Raw genomic sequence first — 19,887 nt, forward strand, 5'->3', positions numbered from 1 at the left:
ACGTTACGCTATTAGTAAGTCTTTACGTTCATTCTTCGCTGGGAGCTTCGCCAAACCACTTGGTATAGATTTCGTCGTAAGTACCGTCTTCTTTCATAGCAGCGAGTGCTTCATTGGTAGGTTCTACCCATTCGCTACCTTTATGAAACACGATGCCGTATTGTTGGCCTTCATACAGCGGGCCAACGACCTTGGTGCGGCCTTCTCCGCGGGTTTGCGAGAAGTAAGCAACGTTAGGTGCATCATAGAGCACGGCGTCAACGTTACGACCTAAGAGCGCCATGTACATGTCGGCGGTGCCGGGGAAGGGCGTAATATTGGCATCTTCACCTAGCTCTTGCTGTAGATAGTCATAGCTGGTGGAGCCAATTTTGGTGCCGATGGTGAGTTCTTGAAGGTCTTCTAGCGTCTCGACACTATCATTATCGGCGCGAACAATAATGCGCAGGCCTGAATCGTAGTAGGGGTCGGAGAAATCAACGACTTCTGCACGCTCGTCGGTAATAGTAGTACCGGCAATAGCGATCTCTTGGCTACCCGTTTGCACGGCGGGAATGATGCCAGAGAATTCCATGGTAGTCAGGTTGACTTCAAAGCCTGCACGTTCGGCGACTTCGTTGATGATGTCCATGTCGAAGCCGACCATCTCGCCGGTTTCTTGATCCATCATTTCAAAGGGCACAAAGCTTGGGTCAGTGGCCACGTTCACTGATGGCGTTTGGGCCATCGCAGCAGTGGCACTGCCTAACCCTAGTGCGATAGCCAGTGACATTTTTGTTAGGCTAACTGGTAATGCTACTTTCATAAGTTTCCCCGTGTTTTATGTGGGCTAGTAGCGGGTTGCAAAGCGGTATATACCGTTTGATAGACCCAATAAGCCGTTATTGACCTATTAACCTTGGCGAGAAACCGTCAGGGCGTCAAGTCACGGGGAGCGTCATCGTCCAACGCTGTTTAGACCATAAAGGAAGCGCCACAGCCGCAGGTGGTGGTGGCATTAGGGTTTTGAATACGAAAACGCGCGCCAGCCAGGCCTTCTTCGTAGTCGACAGTGGAACCTACCAAATATTGGTAAGAGAGAGGATCAACCACTAACGCAGCGTTACCAAATTCAATAACGGTGTCATCATCGGCGACGTTTTCTGCAAAATCGAAGCCGTACTGAAAACCAGAGCAGCCGCCACCGGTCACGTAAACACGCAGTTTTAAGGATGGGTTATTTTCTTCTGCAATCAGCGCGTTAATACGTTTGCGTGCACTGTCAGATAGTAGTAATGGAGTAGGAACAAAGGCTTCTGCACCGCTCATGGGTACCTCCCGCGAGCTTTAAGAACGAATAAATCGGCATTGGGGGGTGATTATGAGTAATTCCCAGCAAATTGGTCAACTATTGTGTTGGTATATCAAGCAGAGGGCAGCTCGCCGAGGAGGCGCTGTGAATCCTTCCATGGACGCTACATTTGCCATCCATGGCAAATGACCTCCTCTCTGAGCTGCCCTCTGCATGCTGGTTTTGGTGAGGTGTTTAAGGCATCAGCGCGGGGGCGGTGAGGCCGGTGTTCTCATCAAAGCCAAACATCAGGTTGAGGTTTTGAATCGCCTGACCTGAAGCGCCTTTGACTAGGTTATCAATCACCGATAGCACGACGACGGTGTTGCCATTGCCCGGGCGGTGCACTGCCAAGCGGCAGGTGTTGATACCTTTGACACTGCGCGTTTCAGGATGGCTTCCTGCAGGCATCACATCAACAAAGGGTTCGTTGGCATAGCGCTGCTCAAAGAGTGTCTGCAGGTCGCCCGGCTCAGCGGTTAGCTGGCCGTAGAGTGTGGAGTGAATGCCGCGAATCATCGGCGTTAGGTGGGGCACAAAGGTTAAACCCACCGTGGATTGCTGGATATCCCTAAGTCCTTGGCTAATTTCCGGCAGGTGGCGGTGGCCCGAGGCGCCGTAGGCCTTCATCGACTCGCTGGCTTCGGCAAGCAGTGAACCCACTTTAGCGCCGCGGCCTGCGCCGGTAACGCCGGATTTGCAGTCAGCAATGAGTTGGCCTGGGTCGATCAAACCCGCTTCCAGAAGCGGCAGGTAGCCCAGCTGAACGCTGGTGGGGTAGCAACCGGGAACCGCAATTAAACGTGCGTTTTTGATTTTCTCCCGGTGCATTTCCGGCAGCCCGTATACTGCCTCTTGCAACAATTCCGGGGCACCGTGGGCCTGGCCGTACCAGCGGCTCCACTCTTCAGCATCGCGCAGCCGGAAATCGGCCGATAGATCAATCACCCGAGTGCCGTTTTCGAGTAGCTCACCGGCTAGGGCGTGGGCAACGCCATGGGGGGTGGCAAAAAATACCGCATCCATGTCGCCCAGTTGTTTGGCGTCCGGCTCGCTAAACGCCAAGGTGTCGTAATGGCCGCGCAGGTTGGGGTACATATCGCACACCTTGACGCCGGTTTCCGAGCGCGAGGTAATCATGGCTACGTTGACTTGCGGGTGCTGGGCGAGTAGCCGCAGTAGTTCAACGCCGGTGTAACCTGTACCGCCAACAATGCCGACCTTAATCACAATTCACTCCTTACGGATGCCGCTGAGTAGAAAACTAAATTCGCTATTAGCTTAAGCATAGGACACCAAGCTGTTTAAGCGTATCCAGCTATGATACACAAGAGTGTAAAGATACAAGAGTAAGGAAGGTCGCTGTGGCGCGTTTTTCCCGATCGGATTTTACCTTAGAGAGTTTTCGTCGCCAGTTGGCCAACGTCGACGCCCTTCCGCAACTCTGTTTGCTGGGCCTTGTCTCGGGGGTTATTACCGGCGCTGTGATGGTGGCGTTTCGGCTGCTATTGGAAGCGGGCGCCGCGCTCTACATGACCGATGGCGACCCAGAAGCGTTTGAAAGCATGGCGCCCTGGCTGCGTGCGCTGCTACCTATGTTGGCGGTTACCCTTGTGGGTGTGCTGCTGTACCGGCAAAAACCGGCAGCGCGCAAGCTAGGCGTAGGTCACGTTATTGAGCGACTCACCTATCACCAAGGCCGTTTTCCCCTGCGCAACTGGCTCAACCAGTGGTGGGTAGGTGTCATATCTGTCCTGGGTGGCCTCTCCGCGGGGCGTGAAGGTCCGGCGATTCACTTGGGCGCGGCGGCCGCCAGCGGTCTGGGTCAACAATTGCGCCTGCCTAATAATAGCCTGAGAGTCCTCGTGGCCTGCGGCACTGCGGCCGGAATTTCCGCTTCCTTCAATACTCCCATCGCCGGGGTCATCTTTGCCATGGAAGTGGTAATGATGGAATATACCATCGTCGGTTTCATGCCGGTGATCTTGGCGTCCAGCATGGGGGCTGTGGTAGCGCAGTTGGTCTATGGGCCGGATCCAGCCATCGGCATTCCCGACCTGCACCTGCGCTCCCTGCTCGATTTGCCATGGATTCTGGTAAGTGGAGTGGTGATAGGCCTACTGGCCGGACTCTTTGTGCGCGTTTCGCGGCTGGGTCCGCGCCTCGAGCAGGTTCCAATGGCGCTGCGTTTTACCCTGGCCGGTGGCTCCGTAGCGGCTGTGGCTTGGTGGTATCCACAGGTTCAGGGTATGGGCTATGACACCCTTCAAGCCACGCTGAGCGGTTCGGTGACCGTCGATGTGCTGCTGGCTGTTGTCATCGGCAAACTGTTGCTGACTGCTGGTACCGTGGCGTGCGGTATCCCTGTGAGCATCATTGGCCCAATTCTTGTGATCGGTGGGGCGGCTGGCGCGCTGTGCGGTCTGGCTGGCCAAGTGTTGCTGCCGACGCAGGCTTCCGATCCTGCTCTCTATGCCATGCTGGGCATGGCGGCAATGATGGGCGCTGTATTACAGGCGCCCCTTGCCGCGCTAATGGCGCTTTTGGAGTTAACCCATACGCCGAGTATTATGCTCCCGGGAATGTTGGCGGTGGTCGTTGCGTGTTTAACCTCACGTCAATTAACTGGCTGTGATGGGTTTTTTATTAACACGGTACGTTACGGACTGCACCCACTTCAGCAACCGTTGATGCAGGCACTCTCAAGAGTCTCGGTGCCAGCGGTGATGGAGCGCCAACTAGTGCGTACTGAGCGAATGATTACCCCCGATCAGGCGCGTCACCTGCTGGAAACGAACCCGGTGTGGTTAGTGATTGAGCGTTCAAGTGAAGAAAAACCGGTGCTGGCGCTCAAAGCCGTTGAACTGGCGCGTTGGCTACTTGAACACGATGAGACATTGCAGGGTAAAGAGCCGCCTGAGGATGAATTAATCGATTTGTTGGAGATTCCTGGGCAACGTTTGGAGCTGGCGCCGATTGGTCTGCAAGCCACGCTTTCGGAAGCGTTCTTAAAGCTTCAGGATAATGCGCTGGGGGCGCTCTACGTGGTACACGGTTATCGCCCTAAACAGCGGCGTATTTCAGGTATTATCACCCGTGGCGCTATTGAGCGATATTACCACTACACTGATCCTCGTGGTGCTGATACTCATGGCAACGATACACATGACCCTGATGCACGAGAGAAGAATTCATCAGTTTAAGGAGCGACAATGTACCTATGGGTGAAGGCTATTCACTTAATGGCAGTAGTCACGTGGTTCGCCGCGCTGTTTTATTTACCTCGGCTGTATGTTTATCACGCCACCGCGCGTGATAACGGCGATGCACAAGCGATCACTTATTTCAAAACGATGGAGCGTAAGCTTTACCGTGGGATCATGACACCATCCATGATTGCGGTACTTATTTTTGGTGGCTGGATGCTCTATCTAGTGCCCGAATGGTTTAGCCAGGGCTGGATGCACGCCAAGCTGGCGCTAGTGATCCTGCTCATCGCCTATCATCACGTTTGTTTAATTTACTTAAAGCAGTTTGCCCAGGATCGCTGCACCAAAGGCCATGTGTTTTTCCGCTGGTTTAACGAGGCGCCGGTGATCGCTCTGGTAGCCATTATCCTGCTTGCCGTTGTGAAGCCCTTTTGATGCGCCAACCCCTTCCTCCCGTCGTGTTAGTACTTGCTGGGCATGATCCGACCGGTGGCGCAGGATTAGTGGCTGACAGCGAAGCCATCGCTACCTGTGGTGGCTGGGCGGTAACGATTCCCACTGCGCTGACGGTACAGAATTGCCATAATGTCACGCGAGTGATCCCCGTCGATCCTACCGTAATGCGTCAAATGGCTGAGGTACTTAGCGAGATGCAGGTGGCGGCAATTAAAATTGGCTTGCTCGCCGATGAAGCGACGCTGCGCGCTGCGGAACAAATTATCCGCCGTTTTCCAGGGGTGCCCGTCGTCGCGGATCCGGTCTTTAAGGCGGGGGGCGGAACTGAGTTATCCACACCCGCGTTACGTCAATTATTTATTGATCGTTTACTACCACTTGTGGATATCTTAACACCCAATCGCGCGGAGCTTTCCCAACTTACCCCTGACATCGTCAAACCTTACGATGATACAGCCCGTGCGGTGGCGCTAATGTCACAAGGGTGCCAATCCATTCTGGTGACAGCCACTGACGACCCCCTGCCCGGCAATGATCAGCAGGTAGTGCACACCTTGCACTCGCCAGAGGCCACCCGCCAGTGGCAATGGCCACGTTTGCCAGAGCGGTTTCATGGTTCTGGCTGTACGCTGTCATCTGCCATCGCAGCTCGTCTGGCTGTTGGTGAGCGCTTGCTTACAGCATGCGAACAGGCGCAGCACTTTACCTGGGAAAGTCTGTCACAGGGTTTCCAGCCGCCTAGTGGCCAGTGCTTGCCTAACCGTGTTTCACGGGTTGTCCATTTTTAATTCTTCTTCTACTTGCCCTTGACCGAGAGGATGCCATGACCACATCAGCTGAACTGTTTGATCTTGCCAGCCGCCATATTCCGGGCGGGGTGAATTCACCCGTTCGGGCATTTAAAGGTTTACATCGCCCGCCTATCTTTATGGAGCGTGCACAGGGCGCCTTTTTATTTGACGTCGAAGGTAATCGGTACGTGGATTATGTGGGTTCCTGGGGACCGATGATTACTGGGCATGCGGACCAGGACGTATTGGCTGCGGTGCGTGCACGGTTAGATAATGGTCTGTCATTTGGTACCCCCACCGCGGTGGAAACCAGCATGGCAGATTTAATCTGCGAGATGATCCCTTCCATGGACATGGTACGCATGACCAGCTCGGGCACCGAAGCGACCATGTCGGCGATTCGCTTGGCGCGAGGCACCACCGGCCGCGATAAGATCGTTAAGTTTGAAGGTAATTACCATGGCCACTCCGACTCGCTGTTGGTAAAAGCCGGGTCGGGTGCGCTCACTCATGGCGAGCCTAGCTCACCGGGCGTACCGGCTTCGCTGGCTGAACATACCATTACGCTGTCGTTTAACGACCCGGAAGGTGTAGAAGCGTGTTTCGCCGAAATCGGTGATCAGATTGCCTGCATTATCGTTGAACCCGTTGCCGGTAATATGAACTGCATTCCACCGCAGCCGGGCTTTTTGGAAACGCTGCGCCGAGTATGTAACGAGTATGGCAGCGTGCTGATTTTTGATGAAGTGATGACCGGTTTTCGAGTGGCATTGGGCGGTGCCCAAGCCCACTACGGTATAGTGCCTGATCTAACCTGCTTGGGAAAAATTGTCGGTGGCGGCATGCCGGTGGGCGCCTTTGGTGGCAAGCGCGAGATAATGCAAAACATCTCCCCCCTGGGGCCGGTTTACCAAGCGGGCACATTGTCAGGTAACCCGCTGGCGATGGCTGCAGGTGTGGCACTGCTAACCAAGCTACAGGTACCAGGCTTCCACGATGCGCTTACCCAGCGGGTTAACACCCTTTGTGCGGGCCTTCAGGAGCGTGCCAATGCCGCACGGGTGCCGATGATGACGCAGTCGGCGGGTGGTATGTTTGGACTTTTCTTCACCTCACAAAGCCGTGTGGATAACTTTGCCCAAGCCACCGCCTGTAACCCGGATGCCTTCCGCCGCTTCTTTGGCGCGATGCTCGATCATGGCGTTTACTTGGCGCCTTCTGCTTACGAAGCAGGCTTTATGTCCAGTGCTCACACCCCGGAAGACATTCAGTTCACGCTGGATGCAGCAGAAAAAGCCTTTGCGGTAATGTAACGGCACGTAACCTAAAGCCAGCTATACTGTCAAGAGCCGCTCAACTTGAGCGGCTCTTGGCTTATATGAGAGTTACACTCATGGCACGACCAACGGCTTGGCGATACATGATCTGCGCAGCGGGGCTGCTGGTTTGCTTCCCGCTGGCTGCTCAGTCGCCTCAGGAGCAGGACATGACCCAGATCCATATCACCATGAGCGGTTCACCGGGCGCTGAGTTTTCCGCCCACTGGCGGATTACCCACGAAGGAGAAACCACCGAGCACGTTGAAGAGAGCGGAACAGTACCTGCTGAGTACACCTTTACTGGCACGGAGCTGGAAGGCACGGTAAAACTGTTAAGTGATGATGAGCGGCTGGAAGTCGATATTCAAAAAGGCAGTAACCGGTCGCGTTCATCGACTCAGGGGGCAGGGGGAACATTGACGCTGATGATTCGTTAGCTGTTACCTTTTAAGCAATAAAAAACCGCCCCATGGGGGCGGTTTGTGTGTTCTTGGTGGGTTACCACTGAGTGGAGATAGCAGAGTTATTGTGGCCTACCTGAGAATGAATAGCTGCTGCTGCACCACCGTAAGAAACGTTTTGGCGGATAGTCGATACGTTGTTACGGCCTTCTTGGTATACATCTGCCATGTGACCATCGCCACCTTGGTAAATGTAGGAAGCACTTAGATCCGCTGCAACTTGGATGACTTTGGCTTCGTTATAGTCGCCGTCCTGATGCACAAAACTCCAAGTTTCATCGGTGTTATATGCCTGATAGACGTCAGAGGAGTTATTATCGCCAAATTGTTCGACGATGGAGTCGCTCTGGCTAGTATTCCAGAACTGAGCAACGGTGGAGTCGTTACCGTTACCATCTTGGTGAACAAAAGAATCATTACGTTCACCACCCTTTTGTATCACAGTGGATTTGTTCTCATCGCCTATTTGATAAACGACAGATTCGTGTTCGTTACCGCTTTGTAATACATAAGAGCTATTCTCATTTCCTTTCTGAACTACGCGAGAATACTGTGCATCTCCATATTGATCAGTTTCAGCAATGTTATCATCACCATTTTGAATGATTAACGAAGTGCGCTTATCATCCCGATCAAAACCATTCAAACCTAAACGAATTGCTTCTTGTTCATCAAAAGCTGGATTTGCCACGTAATTGGCAGCGCCGTTGATAGTTGAATCTTGGTAGTCACGAGCTTGTGCTGAGAACGCGCTAACTAGAGCAATGGCGGCAGCGATAGTAGTAATTTGAGTTTTCATGGTGTTTCCCCTTGGTTTCGATCTACTTGCTTTGGTTTTAACTGAGAAGCTGGATGCGACTCAGTTGGTATCGATAGTGACCGGCCGCGCATAGCCCGAATAATTTTGTTGTTCGACACTTATGCTGCGAAGGCCACTGCCCGATTGAGAAAGAGCAATATCACTATTTTGTCCAAATTGAGTTACTTGCGCTTTAATTTCAAATTGGCCGCCAGTTTGACTTATATTCGCGACGTGATTTGAACCTACCTGTTTTACTAAACCAATGTTAGCGCCATTATTTTGAGAAATACTGGCTTGATTGTTATATCCATCTTGATAGATATAGGCGATGTTACCCATTTGATAACTCGCTGAGCGAGACTGTGTAACATTAGCTTGGTTGTCATTGCCATTTTGACTAATAATGCTAACGTTACTTTTTAATAGATTGTTATGGTATGTACCTGCTGCATATTGAGTTATTCGTGCGTTTTCTTCAGACAAACGTGTAAAGTCATTACCAGCGGCTAATAAGGTGGAAGCGTTGGTTAAAGAAATAGCGGCCACTAACGCAGTAAAATAGATTCGCATGTGCTTACTGTAACTGAACGTTTTCATATTTTTCCTTTTGAAACTTTTCGTATCAGTTTGTATTCATGCGTTGAGTTTGGCTTGTTTTTAGAAATTAACCATAGCGAATTTTTTTGAGATGACTATTGTTTTTTTAACAATTATTAAAACAATAATAACTATTAAAAACACCATAAGAGAATTAGTTTTTTAGTCACTTTAGGTATTGCTTACGTATGCAACGGCCACTTTTAATGTGGCCGTTGTTAATTTTTTATATAAGAAATATTAAAGCATGGGTGTTGGGGAATTTAGGTAGTCATTAAGTACAGTATCTTGAATATTCGTACCTGGTGCGAGGTTCCACAGTCGGTTTTCAACGCCTCTGGCGATAAGATGAATAACCGCCGACTCAATCGCTGACATGACCGCCAACTGTACAGGCTCATTCGTGGTAAGGCCTACTTCGGCCTCTAGCAAACGACGAAAATCAATAAAACGATAGACACCCGCTCGCATTTCTTTCGAGTAGATCGTTTTCGTTGTGGTTACGTTAGCCAGTACTTCGCCGGTGGATATTTCAACCGCGCGTAAATTGACCGTTACCTGGTCAACTTGGTACTGCCCTGAAGCACCAATACCAAAATACTCAGCGCCAGCGCCGCCAGTGCGCACGTTGGATTCGTAGGCGATGATACCGCCTTCCAACATCACCGAGGCAGCACGCAGGGATGGCAGCGTATCGGGCTGGCCAAAGCGTTCAAACTCTGCGCGTATAATGCGTCTTTCGGTAAGCAAGTTTTGTAAACCGACACGCTCAAGCGGTATAAACCAGCCTGAATCCGCCAGCGCACCGGTTAGCATTGCTGCCGCACCTTGGGTGACAGCGGTTGAAAAAGTACTTGCAGGCGCAGGGCGGTATTGGCCTGTTTGATCGCGAAAGTCATAAACAGACACAAAAATTTGCCCAGCTGTGGGGGGGAGTGAAATTAAATCTTGGTAGGTAGCTCCACGGGGGGTAAGCGTTGCGTCTGCACCTTCTAAATTTTCCGATGTAGCGACCATGCCGGCGCAGCCGCTTAGTAAACTAGCGACGATAAGTGATGCGATAATTTTCATGGTGTTCCCCTGAGATGACGGATAATTTTTAGTGAGCTATTTTGTTGTTTTAAGGATTGAATAGCCCACCCACGCTTATTTCAGTCACATCTCCAGTTAACTTATCGACTACTCTAACTACTAATTGACCACCATTGTCGCTAACCACTACGCCAAACTCATCACTATCAAAGCTACCTTCGCTAACATCGCCCGAACTGACATCCGCTATTAATTGAGAAATGAGTCGGCTCTCTAAACTTTGTAGTAATCTTTCTGTCGCGGAAGTGGGAGTTGATCGGCTAGCGCTGGAGTCTTTATTGGTATCTTGAGCCTGCGCTTTTCCTAGTAAATAACTACCCACAAAGGGATCACCTCCAAAAGAAGGATTAAGTGGCTTATAGATTAATTCCCCAGCTTGTGCTGTTGTGGATAGCACCAAGGCCATTCCCATAACGACTAAGCAAGTTCTTTTTATTGGGTTCATTAGAAAATCTCCTCTTTTCCCAAGTCTTTGTCGGAAGATAGCGAAGCGGATATTTGCCGTTCAATCAGTGCTCTTTCGACGGTCTGCACGGCTTCCACAGCCGCCCTATCGGCTTCATTTATTCTTGGGGAGAGCTGTGTGCGGAAATACATACGATTGCCTTCCATTACCCATATTTGGCTACCCCAGCGGGCATCTGGGCGCTCTTTAATGGTGATGGTGGCATTGCCGATAATCAGGTTATCCATCGCCCGCTGGCTGAAGGCTCGGTAGAAGGTCTTACCGGCCATGGTGATTGTTCTATCTACCATCACGCCAGTTAGCTCACTTCCTCCATTAGCGCTTCCTTGCACTCCTGGCCCATCAGGACTGGAGAGCTGATTAATAGCGTCGATCGCTTCTTGTTCGTTGGCAGGCAATGCATCGGTTGGGGCTGTTGGTTCGTTAGCTAATGCTAAAGATGACCCGATCCATACCGCCATGAAGAAAAAGTTGATGGATAAACGGTGCATTGATGGCATGACAGTTACCCTTGCGCATTAGCGCTAACGATGTCGTTGAAGACTGCGTGCGGTCTCAATATTGGGCAGAATCGGGCCCAGGTTCTGATGAATCCAGTTGAGCGCTTGAATGCGGTTGTGAACGTTAATTTTGCGAAAAATGTTGTATAGGTGTGACTTAACGGTGTGTTCGCTAACAAACAGTTTTTCGGCAATTTGTTGATTGGAAGAGCCAGCACTAAGTAGTGAAATAATCTCCATCTCCCTGTTAGTTAGTCCACAGGCTGGGCGGAAAGCATTACTTTGGTATTTACGATAAAACAGAATTAAACGAGCCATTAAATCCCGTGACATCCATAGCTCTCCTTCAAGTAGCGCGTGAATGCCTTTACAGATGACCTCAAGACTTTCATTGCGATAAAACACGCCTTTTAGTTGAGCGCACGAGAGTGCTTCAAGGGCGTGATCCATATCGTGAATGTTAAAGGCGGCTAGAGGAGTTTTAGTGAGTGCATCGGGTAACTTATCTTGCCATTCGGGCAGTGCATCAATGCCGATATGATCACTATCGATAAGAATCAACATGTTGCCGGAAGCGGAAATGGGTAGCGCCGCGTGGGGGGAGTGGATACTAATTTGACAACCGGTGTGCTTGTTCAAGTACTCAGCGAACAGCTGGACTTGGGGACTTTTTTCGGTAACGACATACACCGTTCCGGTAGACTTTTCCTGCGACATTGGGTGGCCCTCGTGGAAAGAAAGAGTGAGCAGGTAACCACTGAAGTGTTGACCATAAGATACGTTTCGTAAAGTTTTGTTATTAAATATATGGTAAAAATATTTTTCATCTCTTCAATATTTTCATTAATATGGAAAATATTGTTATTTAACAAATGCTTATTATTAATTAAGCAATAAATTAATTACCTCATCATTAGATACGTTATGTAACATTTTGACGGCTTTTGATACCAGCAGTGAGCGCGTAAACTGCAGTTCTAATGTTAGGAGTACATACCATGGCCGCCGTCAATACCCTTGTACTTGCCAGTGGCAATACAGGAAAATTAAGAGAATTCAGTCAGTTACTTTCACCTTTGGGGTTCGATGTTCGCCCCCAGGCGGATTTTGGTGTCACGGATGTGGAAGAGACGGGGCTAACTTTCGTCGAAAATGCACTGTTAAAAGCGCGTGAAGCGAGCCTCATCAGTGGATTACCTGCATTAGCTGACGATTCTGGGCTTGAAGTAGACGCACTCAATGGTGCACCCGGTATCTATTCCGCTCGGTATGGCGGTGAGCCGAGAAGCGACGAGAAAAATAACCAAACGTTGTTAGCCGCATTAAGTGACTGTGCGGAAGGGCAGAGAAGTGGGCGTTACTGGTGTGTGCTGGTTTATTTGCGCCATCCGAAGGATCCGGTGCCGGTCATTGTGCAACGGAGTTGGGAAGGCGAAATTCTTGCTCATCCCCGAGGGAAGGAGGGGTTTGGCTATGATCCGCTTTTCTGGTTACCTGATCAGGGTATGAGCGTCGCCGAGCTGCCCAGCGAAAGTAAAAATCGCCTTAGCCATCGTGGTCGCGCGTTGCAGGGGTTAGTGGAGTTACTGAAGGTGGCGCATGGCTGATACGTTGCCGCCACTCTCTCTCTATATCCACACGCCCTGGTGTGTCCGTAAATGTCCGTACTGTGATTTCAATTCTCATGAGCCGGGCACACACGGTTTTACACCGCGAGATTTACCTGAAGCCGCCTATCTAGATGCGCTGTTACAAGACCTGGATAGTGATCTTGACCTGGCGGCTGGTCGAGAAATTAAAACCATCTTTATTGGCGGTGGGACTCCAAGCCTGATGTCGCCCGCGTTTTATGAACGATTACTGAAAGAGATCCAGATCCGTTTACCCTTCTCTAAAGAGATAGAAATTACCTTAGAGGCTAATCCAGGTACCACGGAGCAAGAGCGTTTCATTGGTTACCGGAAAGCAGGCATTAACCGTCTTTCGCTGGGTATTCAAAGTTTTCAGCCTGATCAACTGCATGCGCTGGGGCGAATTCATAGCGGTGACGAAGCGATTACTGCGGTAGCGCAGGCGCGCCAGGCAGGCTTTACCAACATTAATATTGACCTTATGCACGGTTTGCCTGATCAAACGCCTCAATTGGCGATGGATGATATTACCCAAGCGCTGGCATTGGCACCTGAACATCTCTCTTGGTATCAGTTGACCCTTGAGCCGAATACCGCCTTTCACTCCCACCCCCCGATACTGCCAGAGGAAGAGGCGCTTTGGGATATTCAGGATAAAGGTCATCAGCTCCTGGAGCTGGCGGGCTTCAAGCGCTACGAGATCTCGGCTTACGCTAGTGCCGGTCACCAGAGCCGCCATAACCTTAATTACTGGCAGTTTGGTGACTACCTCGGGATTGGCGCTGGTGCTCATGGCAAGCTTAGCCGTATTGACTCAAATGGGGAGTGGCACATTGAACGGCGCTGGAAAACTCGCCAGCCAGACGCCTACCTAAAGCGCGTAGATGACCTGCGTGGCTTTATAGCCGGTAAACAGCTGATAAAAACGGATGAGCTACCGTTGGAGTTTGCCATGAACGCTTTACGGCTCACTGGCGGGGTGTCGCTTGAGACATGGAGAGCCAACACTGGGCAAGCGCCTGCAATGTTACTCACGCGTTTACAATCTGCCGAGAAAAAAGGACTTTTGATGCAAATGCCTGAAAAACTGCGTGCATCGCCTCAAGGTCTATTATTCTTGAATGAGTTGCTAGCTTTGATCAGCGATGATTGACCAGCAATCTACAGAAATTCTTTTTTTCTGAAATAACAGACTTGAACCATCAAGCTTGACGACTTACAAGGAGTGAGTGATGCGTATTTCTCGACTACTGACACCGTTGGCGGCTGCTATTCTACTGGCCGGTTGCGCTACATCGGATCCTTACGGTGGCCAAACGCAGCGCTCTAGCACCGCTATGGGCACCGGGATTGGTGCCGCCGTGGGGGCCGCTGCAGGCGCTCTGTCTGGCGATGGCAGCACCAGCCGCCGTGACCGTGCACTAATTGGTGCTGCCGTAGGCGCAGCAGCGGGCGCTGGTATTGGTGTCTATATGGATCGCCAAGAGCAGCAGCTACGTGACAACCTACAGGGGTCACGCATTGAAATCGATCGCCGTGGCGACGATATCGTGCTCAATATGCCCAGCGGCGTTACCTTTGGCTTTGACTCTGCTGAGCTGACTAGTGAAGCGCGTGGCTCACTCAATGAAGTTGCTAACGTACTTTCTCAGTACCAGGATACCCGCGTTAGTATTGCTGGCCACACCGATAGTACCGGTGACGCGAGCTATAACCAGCGTCTATCTGAGCGCCGTGCCCAAGCCGTCGCCAGCTACTTGTCTCAGAACGGCGTTTCATCCATGCGCCTGAATACTTCTGGTTACGGTGCTACTCAGCCAGTCGCCAGCAACGACAATGAGCAGGGCCGTGCTCAAAACCGTCGGGTAGAAATTACCTTGACGCCTACCGGTAACGGCCAGGGCTAAGTAAGCCTCTTAAAGCTGCGCATTGCCGCTCAAAGCCCGCTATGCTCCTATAGCGGGCTTTTTTCGTTCACCTGTTTACGAGCTACCATGCTGTCCTACCAACACGCTTACCACGCCGGTAATTTTGCCGATGTACACAAGCATCTGACGCTTTACGCCGTCACTGATTACCTATTACGTAAAAAAACACCTATTACATATATAGATACACATGCCGGTAGAGGGCTTTATCCACTAGCCACCAAAGAGACCCAGCGACTCCAAGAGTACCGTGAGGGCATCTGGCCACTGTGGCAGAAGCGTGAACAGCTAACCGACGCGCTGCTGGGAAGCTGGTTAAACGCTATTGTTGGGGCGCAGCCAGATCATAATGAATTGACCCTCTACCCAGGCTCGCCCTGGTGGCTGAGCCAGCCGCTGCGCGAGCACGATCGTCTGTGCCTGTTTGAGCTGCACCCGGGCGAACACCAGCACTTGAATGGCCAGGCGCTCCCTGCGCAGGTCAAGCGCGTGTATGGCGACGGGCTGGCAGGGCTTAGAGCGATGCTGCCGGTAGCAACACCCAGGGTATGCGTGCTGATTGACCCAAGCTTTGAGCGCAAGGTGGAGTACCAGGAGGTCGCTGACACTGCTATCCAGGCCCTGGAAAAGGCTCGCCATGCGGTGATGATGATCTGGTACCCGCTGCTGCCTGCCGGGCATCACCAAATGCTGCTGGACGTGCTGCAGGCCAGTGGAATACGCAAGATATGGCGCAGCGAGCTGCTGCTGCGCGAACCTGGCGAGCAGGCTCACGGCATGTTCGGTAGCGGTATGCTGGTGATCAATCCGCCCTGGGGGTTGGATAAACGCCTGGCAGCAGCGATGGCAGAAATTACCCCGCTGCTCGGCGCTGATAGCCGCTATCAGGCGGATTGGTGGGTGGGAGAGTAGTTGTCGAAAAAAGTAACCCTATTTGCCGATACAAAAACTGCCAAAAATTTCGCCCAATAAATCATCGGCGCTGAATTCGCCAGTGATCTCGCCTAAGGCTTGTTGGGCGTCGCGCAAATCTTCCGCCAGCAGTTCCCCTGCGCCATATCCATCCAACTGAGCACGGCCGGTATCAAGGGCTGCCATGGCGCGATCTAGGGCGTCCAGGTGCCTTCGGCGGGCGGAGAAGCGACCCTCGGTGGTGGCGGCAAAACCCATCACATCCTTCAGATGCGCTTTCAAGTTATCCACACCCGTACCGGTTTTCGCCGATAGGCGCACAATGGGTATGGTTGTGGATAAATCAATGCCCGCCGGCTCGGCACTGGTATCGATTTTATTACGCACCAGGGTTAAGCGGCTCTGGTCGGGCAGGCGAGCGACAAACTCCGGCCAGATGGCCATGGGGTCGGTTGAAGTAGTGGTGCTGGCATCAACGAGTAGCAGCACTCGGTCGGCTTTCTCTATTTCGGCCCAGGCACGTGCGACACCAATTTTCTCCACCGCATCAGGCGTATCGCGCAATCCAGCGGTGTCGATGATATGTAGGGGCATACCATCAATATGAATGTGCTCACGGAGCACGTCCCGGGTCGTGCCCGCGATATCCGTCACAATGGCGGTATCTTGTTCGGTCAGCGCATTTAGCAGGCTCGACTTCCCCGCATTGGGTCGCCCGGCAATGACCACGCTCATTCCTTCTCGCAGCAGTGCACCTTGGCCTGCCGCCTGGCGTACGTCGCTCAGCGCTTGCTGGACGCTGCTTAAGTGCTGGGCAACGTGACCGTCGGCAAGAAAGTCGATCTCCTCTTCGGGGAAGTCGATCGCCGCTTCAACGTAAACGCGCAGTTCGATCAAGCGCTCCACCAGCGCAGAGACGCGCTTCGAGAACTCACCCTGGAGCGAGCGTACGGCGTTTTCTGCCGCCGAGCGTGAGGTGGCATCGATGAGGTCGGCAATCGCTTCCGCCTGGGCCAGGTCGAGCTTGTCGTTTAAAAACGCCCGCTCTGAAAACTCTCCTGGCCGCGCCAAACGAGCACCCAAGGCGACACAGCGCTCCAGCAGCATATCCATAATAATTGGGCCGCCGTGTCCCTGGAGTTCCAGTACGTCTTCACCGGTAAACGAATGGGGGCCGTTGAAGAACACAGCGATGCCTTCATCAATACTGCCTTCTGCGCCTTGGAAGGGGCCATAGTGAGCGTATCGTGGGGCAGGGCAATGCCCAACCATGGCCTGAGCGATTTCACGGCAGGCAGGCCCTGAGACGCGGATAATACCCACGCCGCCACGTCCGGGAGGTGTTGCCAGTGCCGCAATGGTATCAGGCGTGTAGAGGCGTTCGGCCATGTTGAATCTCTTAGTCAATTGGCAGAAATAGCATTTGATCGGTCTAGTCTGGATTTATCGACCTTAAAACGCCAGACCCCCGCTCGGGGCGGGGGTCTGAAGGGCGATGACAAAGGCAGTCTATTTGGTTTTCATACCTTTGCCTATACTCGGATCATTTTCGATTTTGCGCGTAATGTAGTACTGCTGCGCCACCGAAATGATGTTGTTGACCACCCAGTAGATAACCAGACCGGCCGGGAACCACAGGAAGAAGAAGGTAAAGATGATAGGTAGCATCTTCATGATCTTCGCCTGCATGGGGTCTGGAGGTGTCGGGTTCAACATCTGCTGAACGAACATCGAAATGCCCATCAGAATCGGCAGAATGAAGTACGGATCCTTCACCGATAGATCCTGAATCCAGAAGATAAACGGCGCATGCCGCAACTCAACCGACTCCAGCAACATCCAGTAGAGAGCGATGAAGACAGGCATTTGAATCACAATAGGTAGACAGCCCCCCAGCGGATTGATCTTCTCCTTCTGGTAGAACTTCATCATCTCTTGTGACATTTTCTGCCGGTCGTCGCCATACATCTCTTTCAGGCGCTGCATTTCCGGGCCGAGTTTACGCATCCTACCCATGGATTTGTAAGCTTTGGCTGAAAGCGGGAACAGCACTGTCTTAACCAGTATGGTCAACAGGACAATCGACCAACCCCAGTTACCGACTACCTCGTGGATATGATCCAGCAGCCAGAAGAGGGGGTTAGCAATAAACCATAACCAGCCATAATCTACGGTTAATTGCAGGTTGGGAGCGACTTGTTCCAGGTAGTCCTGCACTTTTGGCCCGACGTACAGAGTGGCGCCTAGAGTGGTTTCACTATCGGCGGCCACAGTGCTGGTGGGGCCAGCAAAGGCTACGACGTTACGATTACTGGAGTCGGTGGTGACGTAGAAAAGGTTTTGCTGATCCTGCTGAGGCGCCCATGCCGACACAAAGTAGTGCTGAATAATGGCTATCCAGCCGCCCTGTGCTTCACGGTTTTCGAAGTTATGGCTTTGAATATCCTCAAAGTCGATCTTCTCGTAGCGTGCATCTGGCGTTGAGTAAGCGGCCCCTAAGTAGGATTTCATACCCATGGAGACACCGCTTGATGGGTCAGGGCTATTGTCGCGTGCCAACTGACCAATAAAGCGCGCACTAACCGGTGCGTCGGTGTTATTGGCCAGGTAGTAGTTGACGTTGACCGCATAGCTGCCGCGCTCAAAGGTAAGCCGCTTAATGACCTCAACGCCGTTAACATCAGCGGTTAGATCAACGCTTAGCTCGTCATCGTTATCGCCTAAACGATACTCCGAGTTTTCAGGCGTGAACGCGATACGGTTGGCTTGGCCATCGAGCTGCAGGCCTGAGCGAGCCACGTAACTACGGCTGCTGTTATCGGATAACAGCACATAGTTACGGTCTGAATCCAGAGAGAGTTTGTGCTGCGGTAACGCGGCATAAACAATATCGCCACCGTGTGGATCAATACGCACATCCAGAACATCGGTGGTCACGGCAATGAAGTCGCGGCTTGATGTCTCGCTTTCGGTATCAGGAATACCTTCACCTACCGCACTTTGCTGTGAAGACGTGCTCGGCACCGCTAAGCCGCTTTCTCCATCTTCAGCATTGCTAGGAGACGTGGAATTGCTGCGTTGCGTCGTTTCAGGCACTGAATCGTAATTCGGCTGCCCGTAATCCTGATTCCACTGGACGACTAGCAAGTAAGCGAGTACGGCTAGTGGAATCAGTAATAAAAGTCGTTTTACGTCCATGAGGGTTCTGCCCGCTGGGTGGTGAACATGCTAATGGCGCAGTGTCATTTACTCGACTCTTGACACACGAAAGCCTGCCAGTTGGCAGGCCGAGGTCGAGCGGCGAGGGGTGCACCAAAGGTCACGTGTCACGCTTAGGCGTTGGTGCTGCGATCACCGCCTGTGCGTCACGCTGTAGTCGTTTCCACATGCCGTGTAACTGGCGATGCAAGGTGTCGTTATCAAGATCCTGAACGCCACGTCGCGCAAGTACCACTATATCCACAGAGGGTAGGTGATCTTGACGAAGGCGAACGGATTCTCGAACCAGACGCTTGAAACGGTTGCGATCTACGGCGCGCTTAACATTTTTTTTGCTGACCACCAGTCCAAGGCGGGGGTGTCCCCGAGTACTAAAGCGAACTAACGCCATCATACCTTTGCCATGCACTTTCAGGTCGGCTTGCTCAAACACGTGACTAAAGTCCCCAGCATTTAGTAACCGTAATTGCCGGGGAAAGCCTTGCTGCGGTACACGCAATCTGAGATCAGGCGCTCAGACGCTTGCGGCCCTTGGCACGGCGACGTGCGAGGACGGCGCGACCGTTTTTGGTTGCCATACGAGCACGGAAGCCATGCGCGCGCTTGCGCTTGAGAACGCTAGGTTGAAAAGTGCGTTTCATAACTCGTTATTCCCACGTGGTTTAGGACGGAAAGTGAATTCCAAAAAGCCCGGTCCAGTGAGGAACTAGCCGGGGAGATTCAATTCAAGACCGGAAATTGTAGAGACTTCCTCTTCTGGGTGCAATTTTTCCTTGCATAAAAGCGTTATCACGCCTCAACCAGCGTGCTTGATACGGTAAGAGTAGCCATTAATAAAGTCACTATTATTACTAATAGGTAGTTCTAAACCTGTTGTTATTAATAGTGGGGATACTATTTGTGGATAAGTGGTTTTAAACTATACTTTTCAATTGCCTATAACAATAAAAAATCTGTGTGTAAGTCCCGTATAAGCCGTCTACAAGGTGTTGGCGAGATGTGATTAACCCGTGTGTAAGGCACGTATTTAAGGATTATCCCCGTCTCTCCACAAGGTTTTCCCATGGGCTCATCGTTAGTTGTCCACAGGCCAATATTGAAGGCTAAACCCGTGTGGATAACCGAGGCTTTGGGCGCTACAATGGTCGGCCGTTTTCAACCGATGGTGAGATGA

At 51.8% G+C, this 19,887-nt stretch carries 22 protein-coding genes; 9 read left to right on the forward strand and 13 right to left on the reverse strand.

Annotated features, from left to right (window positions below; all coding sequences use genetic code 11):
* Nucleotides 1–28: 28 nt before the first annotated feature.
* From LMS44_RS23860 to argC, 3 genes are all read right to left on the reverse strand, one after another.
* Nucleotides 29–805 (reverse strand): type 2 periplasmic-binding domain-containing protein, encoded by a 777-nt coding sequence (locus LMS44_RS23860; protein ID WP_498946582.1) that lies wholly within the window; start codon nucleotides 803–805, stop codon nucleotides 29–31.
* A gap of 149 nt (nucleotides 806–954) precedes the next feature.
* The gene (gene erpA, locus LMS44_RS23865) at nucleotides 955–1,308 is read right to left on the reverse strand and encodes an iron-sulfur cluster insertion protein ErpA (protein WP_113270206.1); all 354 of its coding nucleotides are present in this window, start codon (nucleotides 1,306–1,308) and stop codon (nucleotides 955–957) included.
* Nucleotides 1,309–1,525: 217 nt separating this feature from the next.
* The gene (argC, locus tag LMS44_RS23870; protein ID WP_498946584.1) at nucleotides 1,526–2,560 is read right to left on the reverse strand and encodes an N-acetyl-gamma-glutamyl-phosphate reductase; all 1,035 of its coding nucleotides are present in this window, start codon (nucleotides 2,558–2,560) and stop codon (nucleotides 1,526–1,528) included.
* A 134-nt stretch (nucleotides 2,561–2,694) separates the two neighbouring features.
* Between argC and LMS44_RS23875 the strand changes: the two genes are divergently transcribed.
* The 5 genes from LMS44_RS23875 (at nucleotide 2,695) to LMS44_RS23895 (ending at nucleotide 7,542) form a co-directional block, all read left to right on the forward strand.
* The gene (locus tag LMS44_RS23875) at nucleotides 2,695–4,533 is read left to right on the forward strand and encodes a chloride channel protein (protein ID WP_278370447.1); all 1,839 of its coding nucleotides are present in this window, start codon (nucleotides 2,695–2,697) and stop codon (nucleotides 4,531–4,533) included.
* Between the two features lie 9 nt (nucleotides 4,534–4,542).
* The gene (gene hemJ, locus LMS44_RS23880) at nucleotides 4,543–4,974 is read left to right on the forward strand and encodes a protoporphyrinogen oxidase HemJ (protein WP_113270209.1); all 432 of its coding nucleotides are present in this window, start codon (nucleotides 4,543–4,545) and stop codon (nucleotides 4,972–4,974) included.
* Entirely contained in the window at nucleotides 4,974–5,783 is an 810-nt protein-coding gene (gene thiD, locus LMS44_RS23885; RefSeq protein WP_278370448.1) for a bifunctional hydroxymethylpyrimidine kinase/phosphomethylpyrimidine kinase, read from the forward strand. Before hemJ ends, thiD begins: the two co-directional genes overlap by 1 nt.
* Nucleotides 5,784–5,818: 35 nt before the next feature.
* A complete protein-coding gene (hemL, locus tag LMS44_RS23890; RefSeq protein ID WP_278370449.1) occupies nucleotides 5,819–7,099 on the forward strand; it encodes a glutamate-1-semialdehyde 2,1-aminomutase in 1,281 nt (426 codons plus the stop codon).
* A gap of 80 nt (nucleotides 7,100–7,179) precedes the next feature.
* Nucleotides 7,180–7,542 (forward strand): hypothetical protein, encoded by a 363-nt coding sequence (locus LMS44_RS23895; RefSeq protein WP_022521041.1) that lies wholly within the window; start codon nucleotides 7,180–7,182, stop codon nucleotides 7,540–7,542.
* A gap of 61 nt (nucleotides 7,543–7,603) precedes the next feature.
* Here the strand turns inward: LMS44_RS23895 and LMS44_RS23900 are convergent, their stop codons facing one another.
* The 6 genes from LMS44_RS23900 to LMS44_RS23925 form a co-directional block, all read right to left on the reverse strand.
* Nucleotides 7,604–8,365 (reverse strand): hypothetical protein, encoded by a 762-nt coding sequence (locus tag LMS44_RS23900; RefSeq protein ID WP_022521040.1) that lies wholly within the window; start codon nucleotides 8,363–8,365, stop codon nucleotides 7,604–7,606.
* Nucleotides 8,366–8,425: 60 nt separating this feature from the next.
* Nucleotides 8,426–8,965, reverse strand: coding sequence for a hypothetical protein (locus tag LMS44_RS23905; protein WP_022521039.1), 540 nt, complete (start codon nucleotides 8,963–8,965; stop codon nucleotides 8,426–8,428).
* A 240-nt stretch (nucleotides 8,966–9,205) separates the two neighbouring features.
* Complete coding sequence (locus LMS44_RS23910) at nucleotides 9,206–10,036, reverse strand: CsgG/HfaB family protein (protein WP_022521038.1); 831 nt, start codon at nucleotides 10,034–10,036, stop codon at nucleotides 9,206–9,208.
* Nucleotides 10,037–10,085: 49 nt separating this feature from the next.
* Nucleotides 10,086–10,502: a curli assembly protein CsgF gene (locus LMS44_RS23915; protein WP_022521037.1), complete on the reverse strand. Its 417-nt coding sequence runs from the start codon at nucleotides 10,500–10,502 to the stop codon at nucleotides 10,086–10,088.
* Nucleotides 10,502–11,023 (reverse strand): CsgE family curli-type amyloid fiber assembly protein, encoded by a 522-nt coding sequence (locus LMS44_RS23920; RefSeq protein WP_022521036.1) that lies wholly within the window; start codon nucleotides 11,021–11,023, stop codon nucleotides 10,502–10,504. The genes LMS44_RS23915 and LMS44_RS23920 overlap by 1 nt, the downstream gene beginning before the upstream one ends.
* A gap of 24 nt (nucleotides 11,024–11,047) precedes the next feature.
* Nucleotides 11,048–11,740, reverse strand: coding sequence for a response regulator transcription factor (locus tag LMS44_RS23925; protein WP_022521035.1), 693 nt, complete (start codon nucleotides 11,738–11,740; stop codon nucleotides 11,048–11,050).
* Nucleotides 11,741–12,021: 281 nt separating this feature from the next.
* Between LMS44_RS23925 and rdgB the strand changes: the two genes are divergently transcribed.
* The 4 genes from rdgB to LMS44_RS23945 all read left to right on the forward strand — a co-directional run bounded on the left by rdgB (nucleotide 12,022) and on the right by LMS44_RS23945 (nucleotide 15,494).
* Nucleotides 12,022–12,630: an RdgB/HAM1 family non-canonical purine NTP pyrophosphatase gene (gene rdgB, locus LMS44_RS23930; protein WP_009286354.1), complete on the forward strand. Its 609-nt coding sequence runs from the start codon at nucleotides 12,022–12,024 to the stop codon at nucleotides 12,628–12,630.
* A complete protein-coding gene (gene hemW, locus LMS44_RS23935) occupies nucleotides 12,623–13,807 on the forward strand; it encodes a radical SAM family heme chaperone HemW (RefSeq protein ID WP_022521034.1) in 1,185 nt (394 codons plus the stop codon). The genes rdgB and hemW overlap by 8 nt, the downstream gene beginning before the upstream one ends.
* A gap of 79 nt (nucleotides 13,808–13,886) precedes the next feature.
* The gene (locus LMS44_RS23940) at nucleotides 13,887–14,561 is read left to right on the forward strand and encodes a YiaD family glycine zipper/OmpA-like lipoprotein (protein ID WP_022521033.1); all 675 of its coding nucleotides are present in this window, start codon (nucleotides 13,887–13,889) and stop codon (nucleotides 14,559–14,561) included.
* A gap of 87 nt (nucleotides 14,562–14,648) precedes the next feature.
* The gene (locus tag LMS44_RS23945; RefSeq protein WP_009286356.1) at nucleotides 14,649–15,494 is read left to right on the forward strand and encodes a 23S rRNA (adenine(2030)-N(6))-methyltransferase RlmJ; all 846 of its coding nucleotides are present in this window, start codon (nucleotides 14,649–14,651) and stop codon (nucleotides 15,492–15,494) included.
* Between the two features lie 18 nt (nucleotides 15,495–15,512).
* Here LMS44_RS23945 and mnmE read toward each other — a convergent pair whose 3' ends face one another.
* The 4 genes from mnmE to rpmH form a co-directional block, all read right to left on the reverse strand.
* Nucleotides 15,513–16,883 (reverse strand): tRNA uridine-5-carboxymethylaminomethyl(34) synthesis GTPase MnmE, encoded by a 1,371-nt coding sequence (gene mnmE, locus LMS44_RS23950; RefSeq protein WP_190374207.1) that lies wholly within the window; start codon nucleotides 16,881–16,883, stop codon nucleotides 15,513–15,515.
* A gap of 120 nt (nucleotides 16,884–17,003) precedes the next feature.
* Nucleotides 17,004–18,692 carry a membrane protein insertase YidC gene (yidC, locus tag LMS44_RS23955; RefSeq protein WP_278370452.1) on the reverse strand — a complete coding sequence of 563 codons (1,689 nt, stop codon included), beginning with the start codon at nucleotides 18,690–18,692 and terminating at the stop codon, nucleotides 17,004–17,006.
* A gap of 121 nt (nucleotides 18,693–18,813) precedes the next feature.
* The gene (gene rnpA / locus LMS44_RS23960; RefSeq protein ID WP_027958493.1) at nucleotides 18,814–19,212 is read right to left on the reverse strand and encodes a ribonuclease P protein component; all 399 of its coding nucleotides are present in this window, start codon (nucleotides 19,210–19,212) and stop codon (nucleotides 18,814–18,816) included.
* A gap of 7 nt (nucleotides 19,213–19,219) precedes the next feature.
* Nucleotides 19,220–19,354, reverse strand: a complete 135-nt coding sequence (rpmH, locus tag LMS44_RS23965; protein WP_008959105.1) for a 50S ribosomal protein L34 — start codon at nucleotides 19,352–19,354, stop codon at nucleotides 19,220–19,222.
* Nucleotides 19,355–19,887 lie beyond the last annotated feature (533 nt).

It is taken from the genome of Halomonas profundus, from assembly GCF_020865425.1.
In the GTDB taxonomy this organism is placed as follows: Bacteria; Pseudomonadota; Gammaproteobacteria; order Pseudomonadales; family Halomonadaceae; genus Vreelandella; species Vreelandella titanicae.

Excerpts from the sequence above, each read along its gene's own strand:
- LMS44_RS23860 (WP_498946582.1), bottom strand. The coding sequence starts at position 805 with ATGAAAGTAGCATTACCAGTTAGCCTAACAAAAATGTCACTGGCTATC.
- erpA (WP_113270206.1), bottom strand. The coding sequence starts at position 1,308 with ATGAGCGGTGCAGAAGCCTTTGTTCCTACTCCATTACTACTATCTGAC.
- hemJ (WP_113270209.1), top strand. The coding sequence starts at position 4,543 with ATGTACCTATGGGTGAAGGCTATTCACTTAATGGCAGTAGTCACGTGG.
- thiD (WP_278370448.1), top strand. The coding sequence starts at position 4,974 with ATGCGCCAACCCCTTCCTCCCGTCGTGTTAGTACTTGCTGGGCATGAT.
- hemL (WP_278370449.1), top strand. The coding sequence starts at position 5,819 with ATGACCACATCAGCTGAACTGTTTGATCTTGCCAGCCGCCATATTCCG.
- LMS44_RS23895 (WP_022521041.1), top strand. The coding sequence starts at position 7,180 with ATGGCACGACCAACGGCTTGGCGATACATGATCTGCGCAGCGGGGCTG.
- LMS44_RS23900 (WP_022521040.1), bottom strand. The coding sequence starts at position 8,365 with ATGAAAACTCAAATTACTACTATCGCTGCCGCCATTGCTCTAGTTAGC.
- LMS44_RS23905 (WP_022521039.1), bottom strand. The coding sequence starts at position 8,965 with ATGAAAACGTTCAGTTACAGTAAGCACATGCGAATCTATTTTACTGCG.
- LMS44_RS23910 (WP_022521038.1), bottom strand. The coding sequence starts at position 10,036 with ATGAAAATTATCGCATCACTTATCGTCGCTAGTTTACTAAGCGGCTGC.
- LMS44_RS23915 (WP_022521037.1), bottom strand. The coding sequence starts at position 10,502 with ATGAACCCAATAAAAAGAACTTGCTTAGTCGTTATGGGAATGGCCTTG.
- LMS44_RS23920 (WP_022521036.1), bottom strand. The coding sequence starts at position 11,023 with ATGCCATCAATGCACCGTTTATCCATCAACTTTTTCTTCATGGCGGTA.
- LMS44_RS23925 (WP_022521035.1), bottom strand. The coding sequence starts at position 11,740 with ATGTCGCAGGAAAAGTCTACCGGAACGGTGTATGTCGTTACCGAAAAA.
- rdgB (WP_009286354.1), top strand. The coding sequence starts at position 12,022 with ATGGCCGCCGTCAATACCCTTGTACTTGCCAGTGGCAATACAGGAAAA.
- hemW (WP_022521034.1), top strand. The coding sequence starts at position 12,623 with ATGGCTGATACGTTGCCGCCACTCTCTCTCTATATCCACACGCCCTGG.
- LMS44_RS23940 (WP_022521033.1), top strand. The coding sequence starts at position 13,887 with ATGCGTATTTCTCGACTACTGACACCGTTGGCGGCTGCTATTCTACTG.
- LMS44_RS23945 (WP_009286356.1), top strand. The coding sequence starts at position 14,649 with ATGCTGTCCTACCAACACGCTTACCACGCCGGTAATTTTGCCGATGTA.
- mnmE (WP_190374207.1), bottom strand. The coding sequence starts at position 16,883 with ATGGCCGAACGCCTCTACACGCCTGATACCATTGCGGCACTGGCAACA.
- yidC (WP_278370452.1), bottom strand. The coding sequence starts at position 18,692 with ATGGACGTAAAACGACTTTTATTACTGATTCCACTAGCCGTACTCGCT.
- rpmH (WP_008959105.1), bottom strand. The coding sequence starts at position 19,354 with ATGAAACGCACTTTTCAACCTAGCGTTCTCAAGCGCAAGCGCGCGCAT.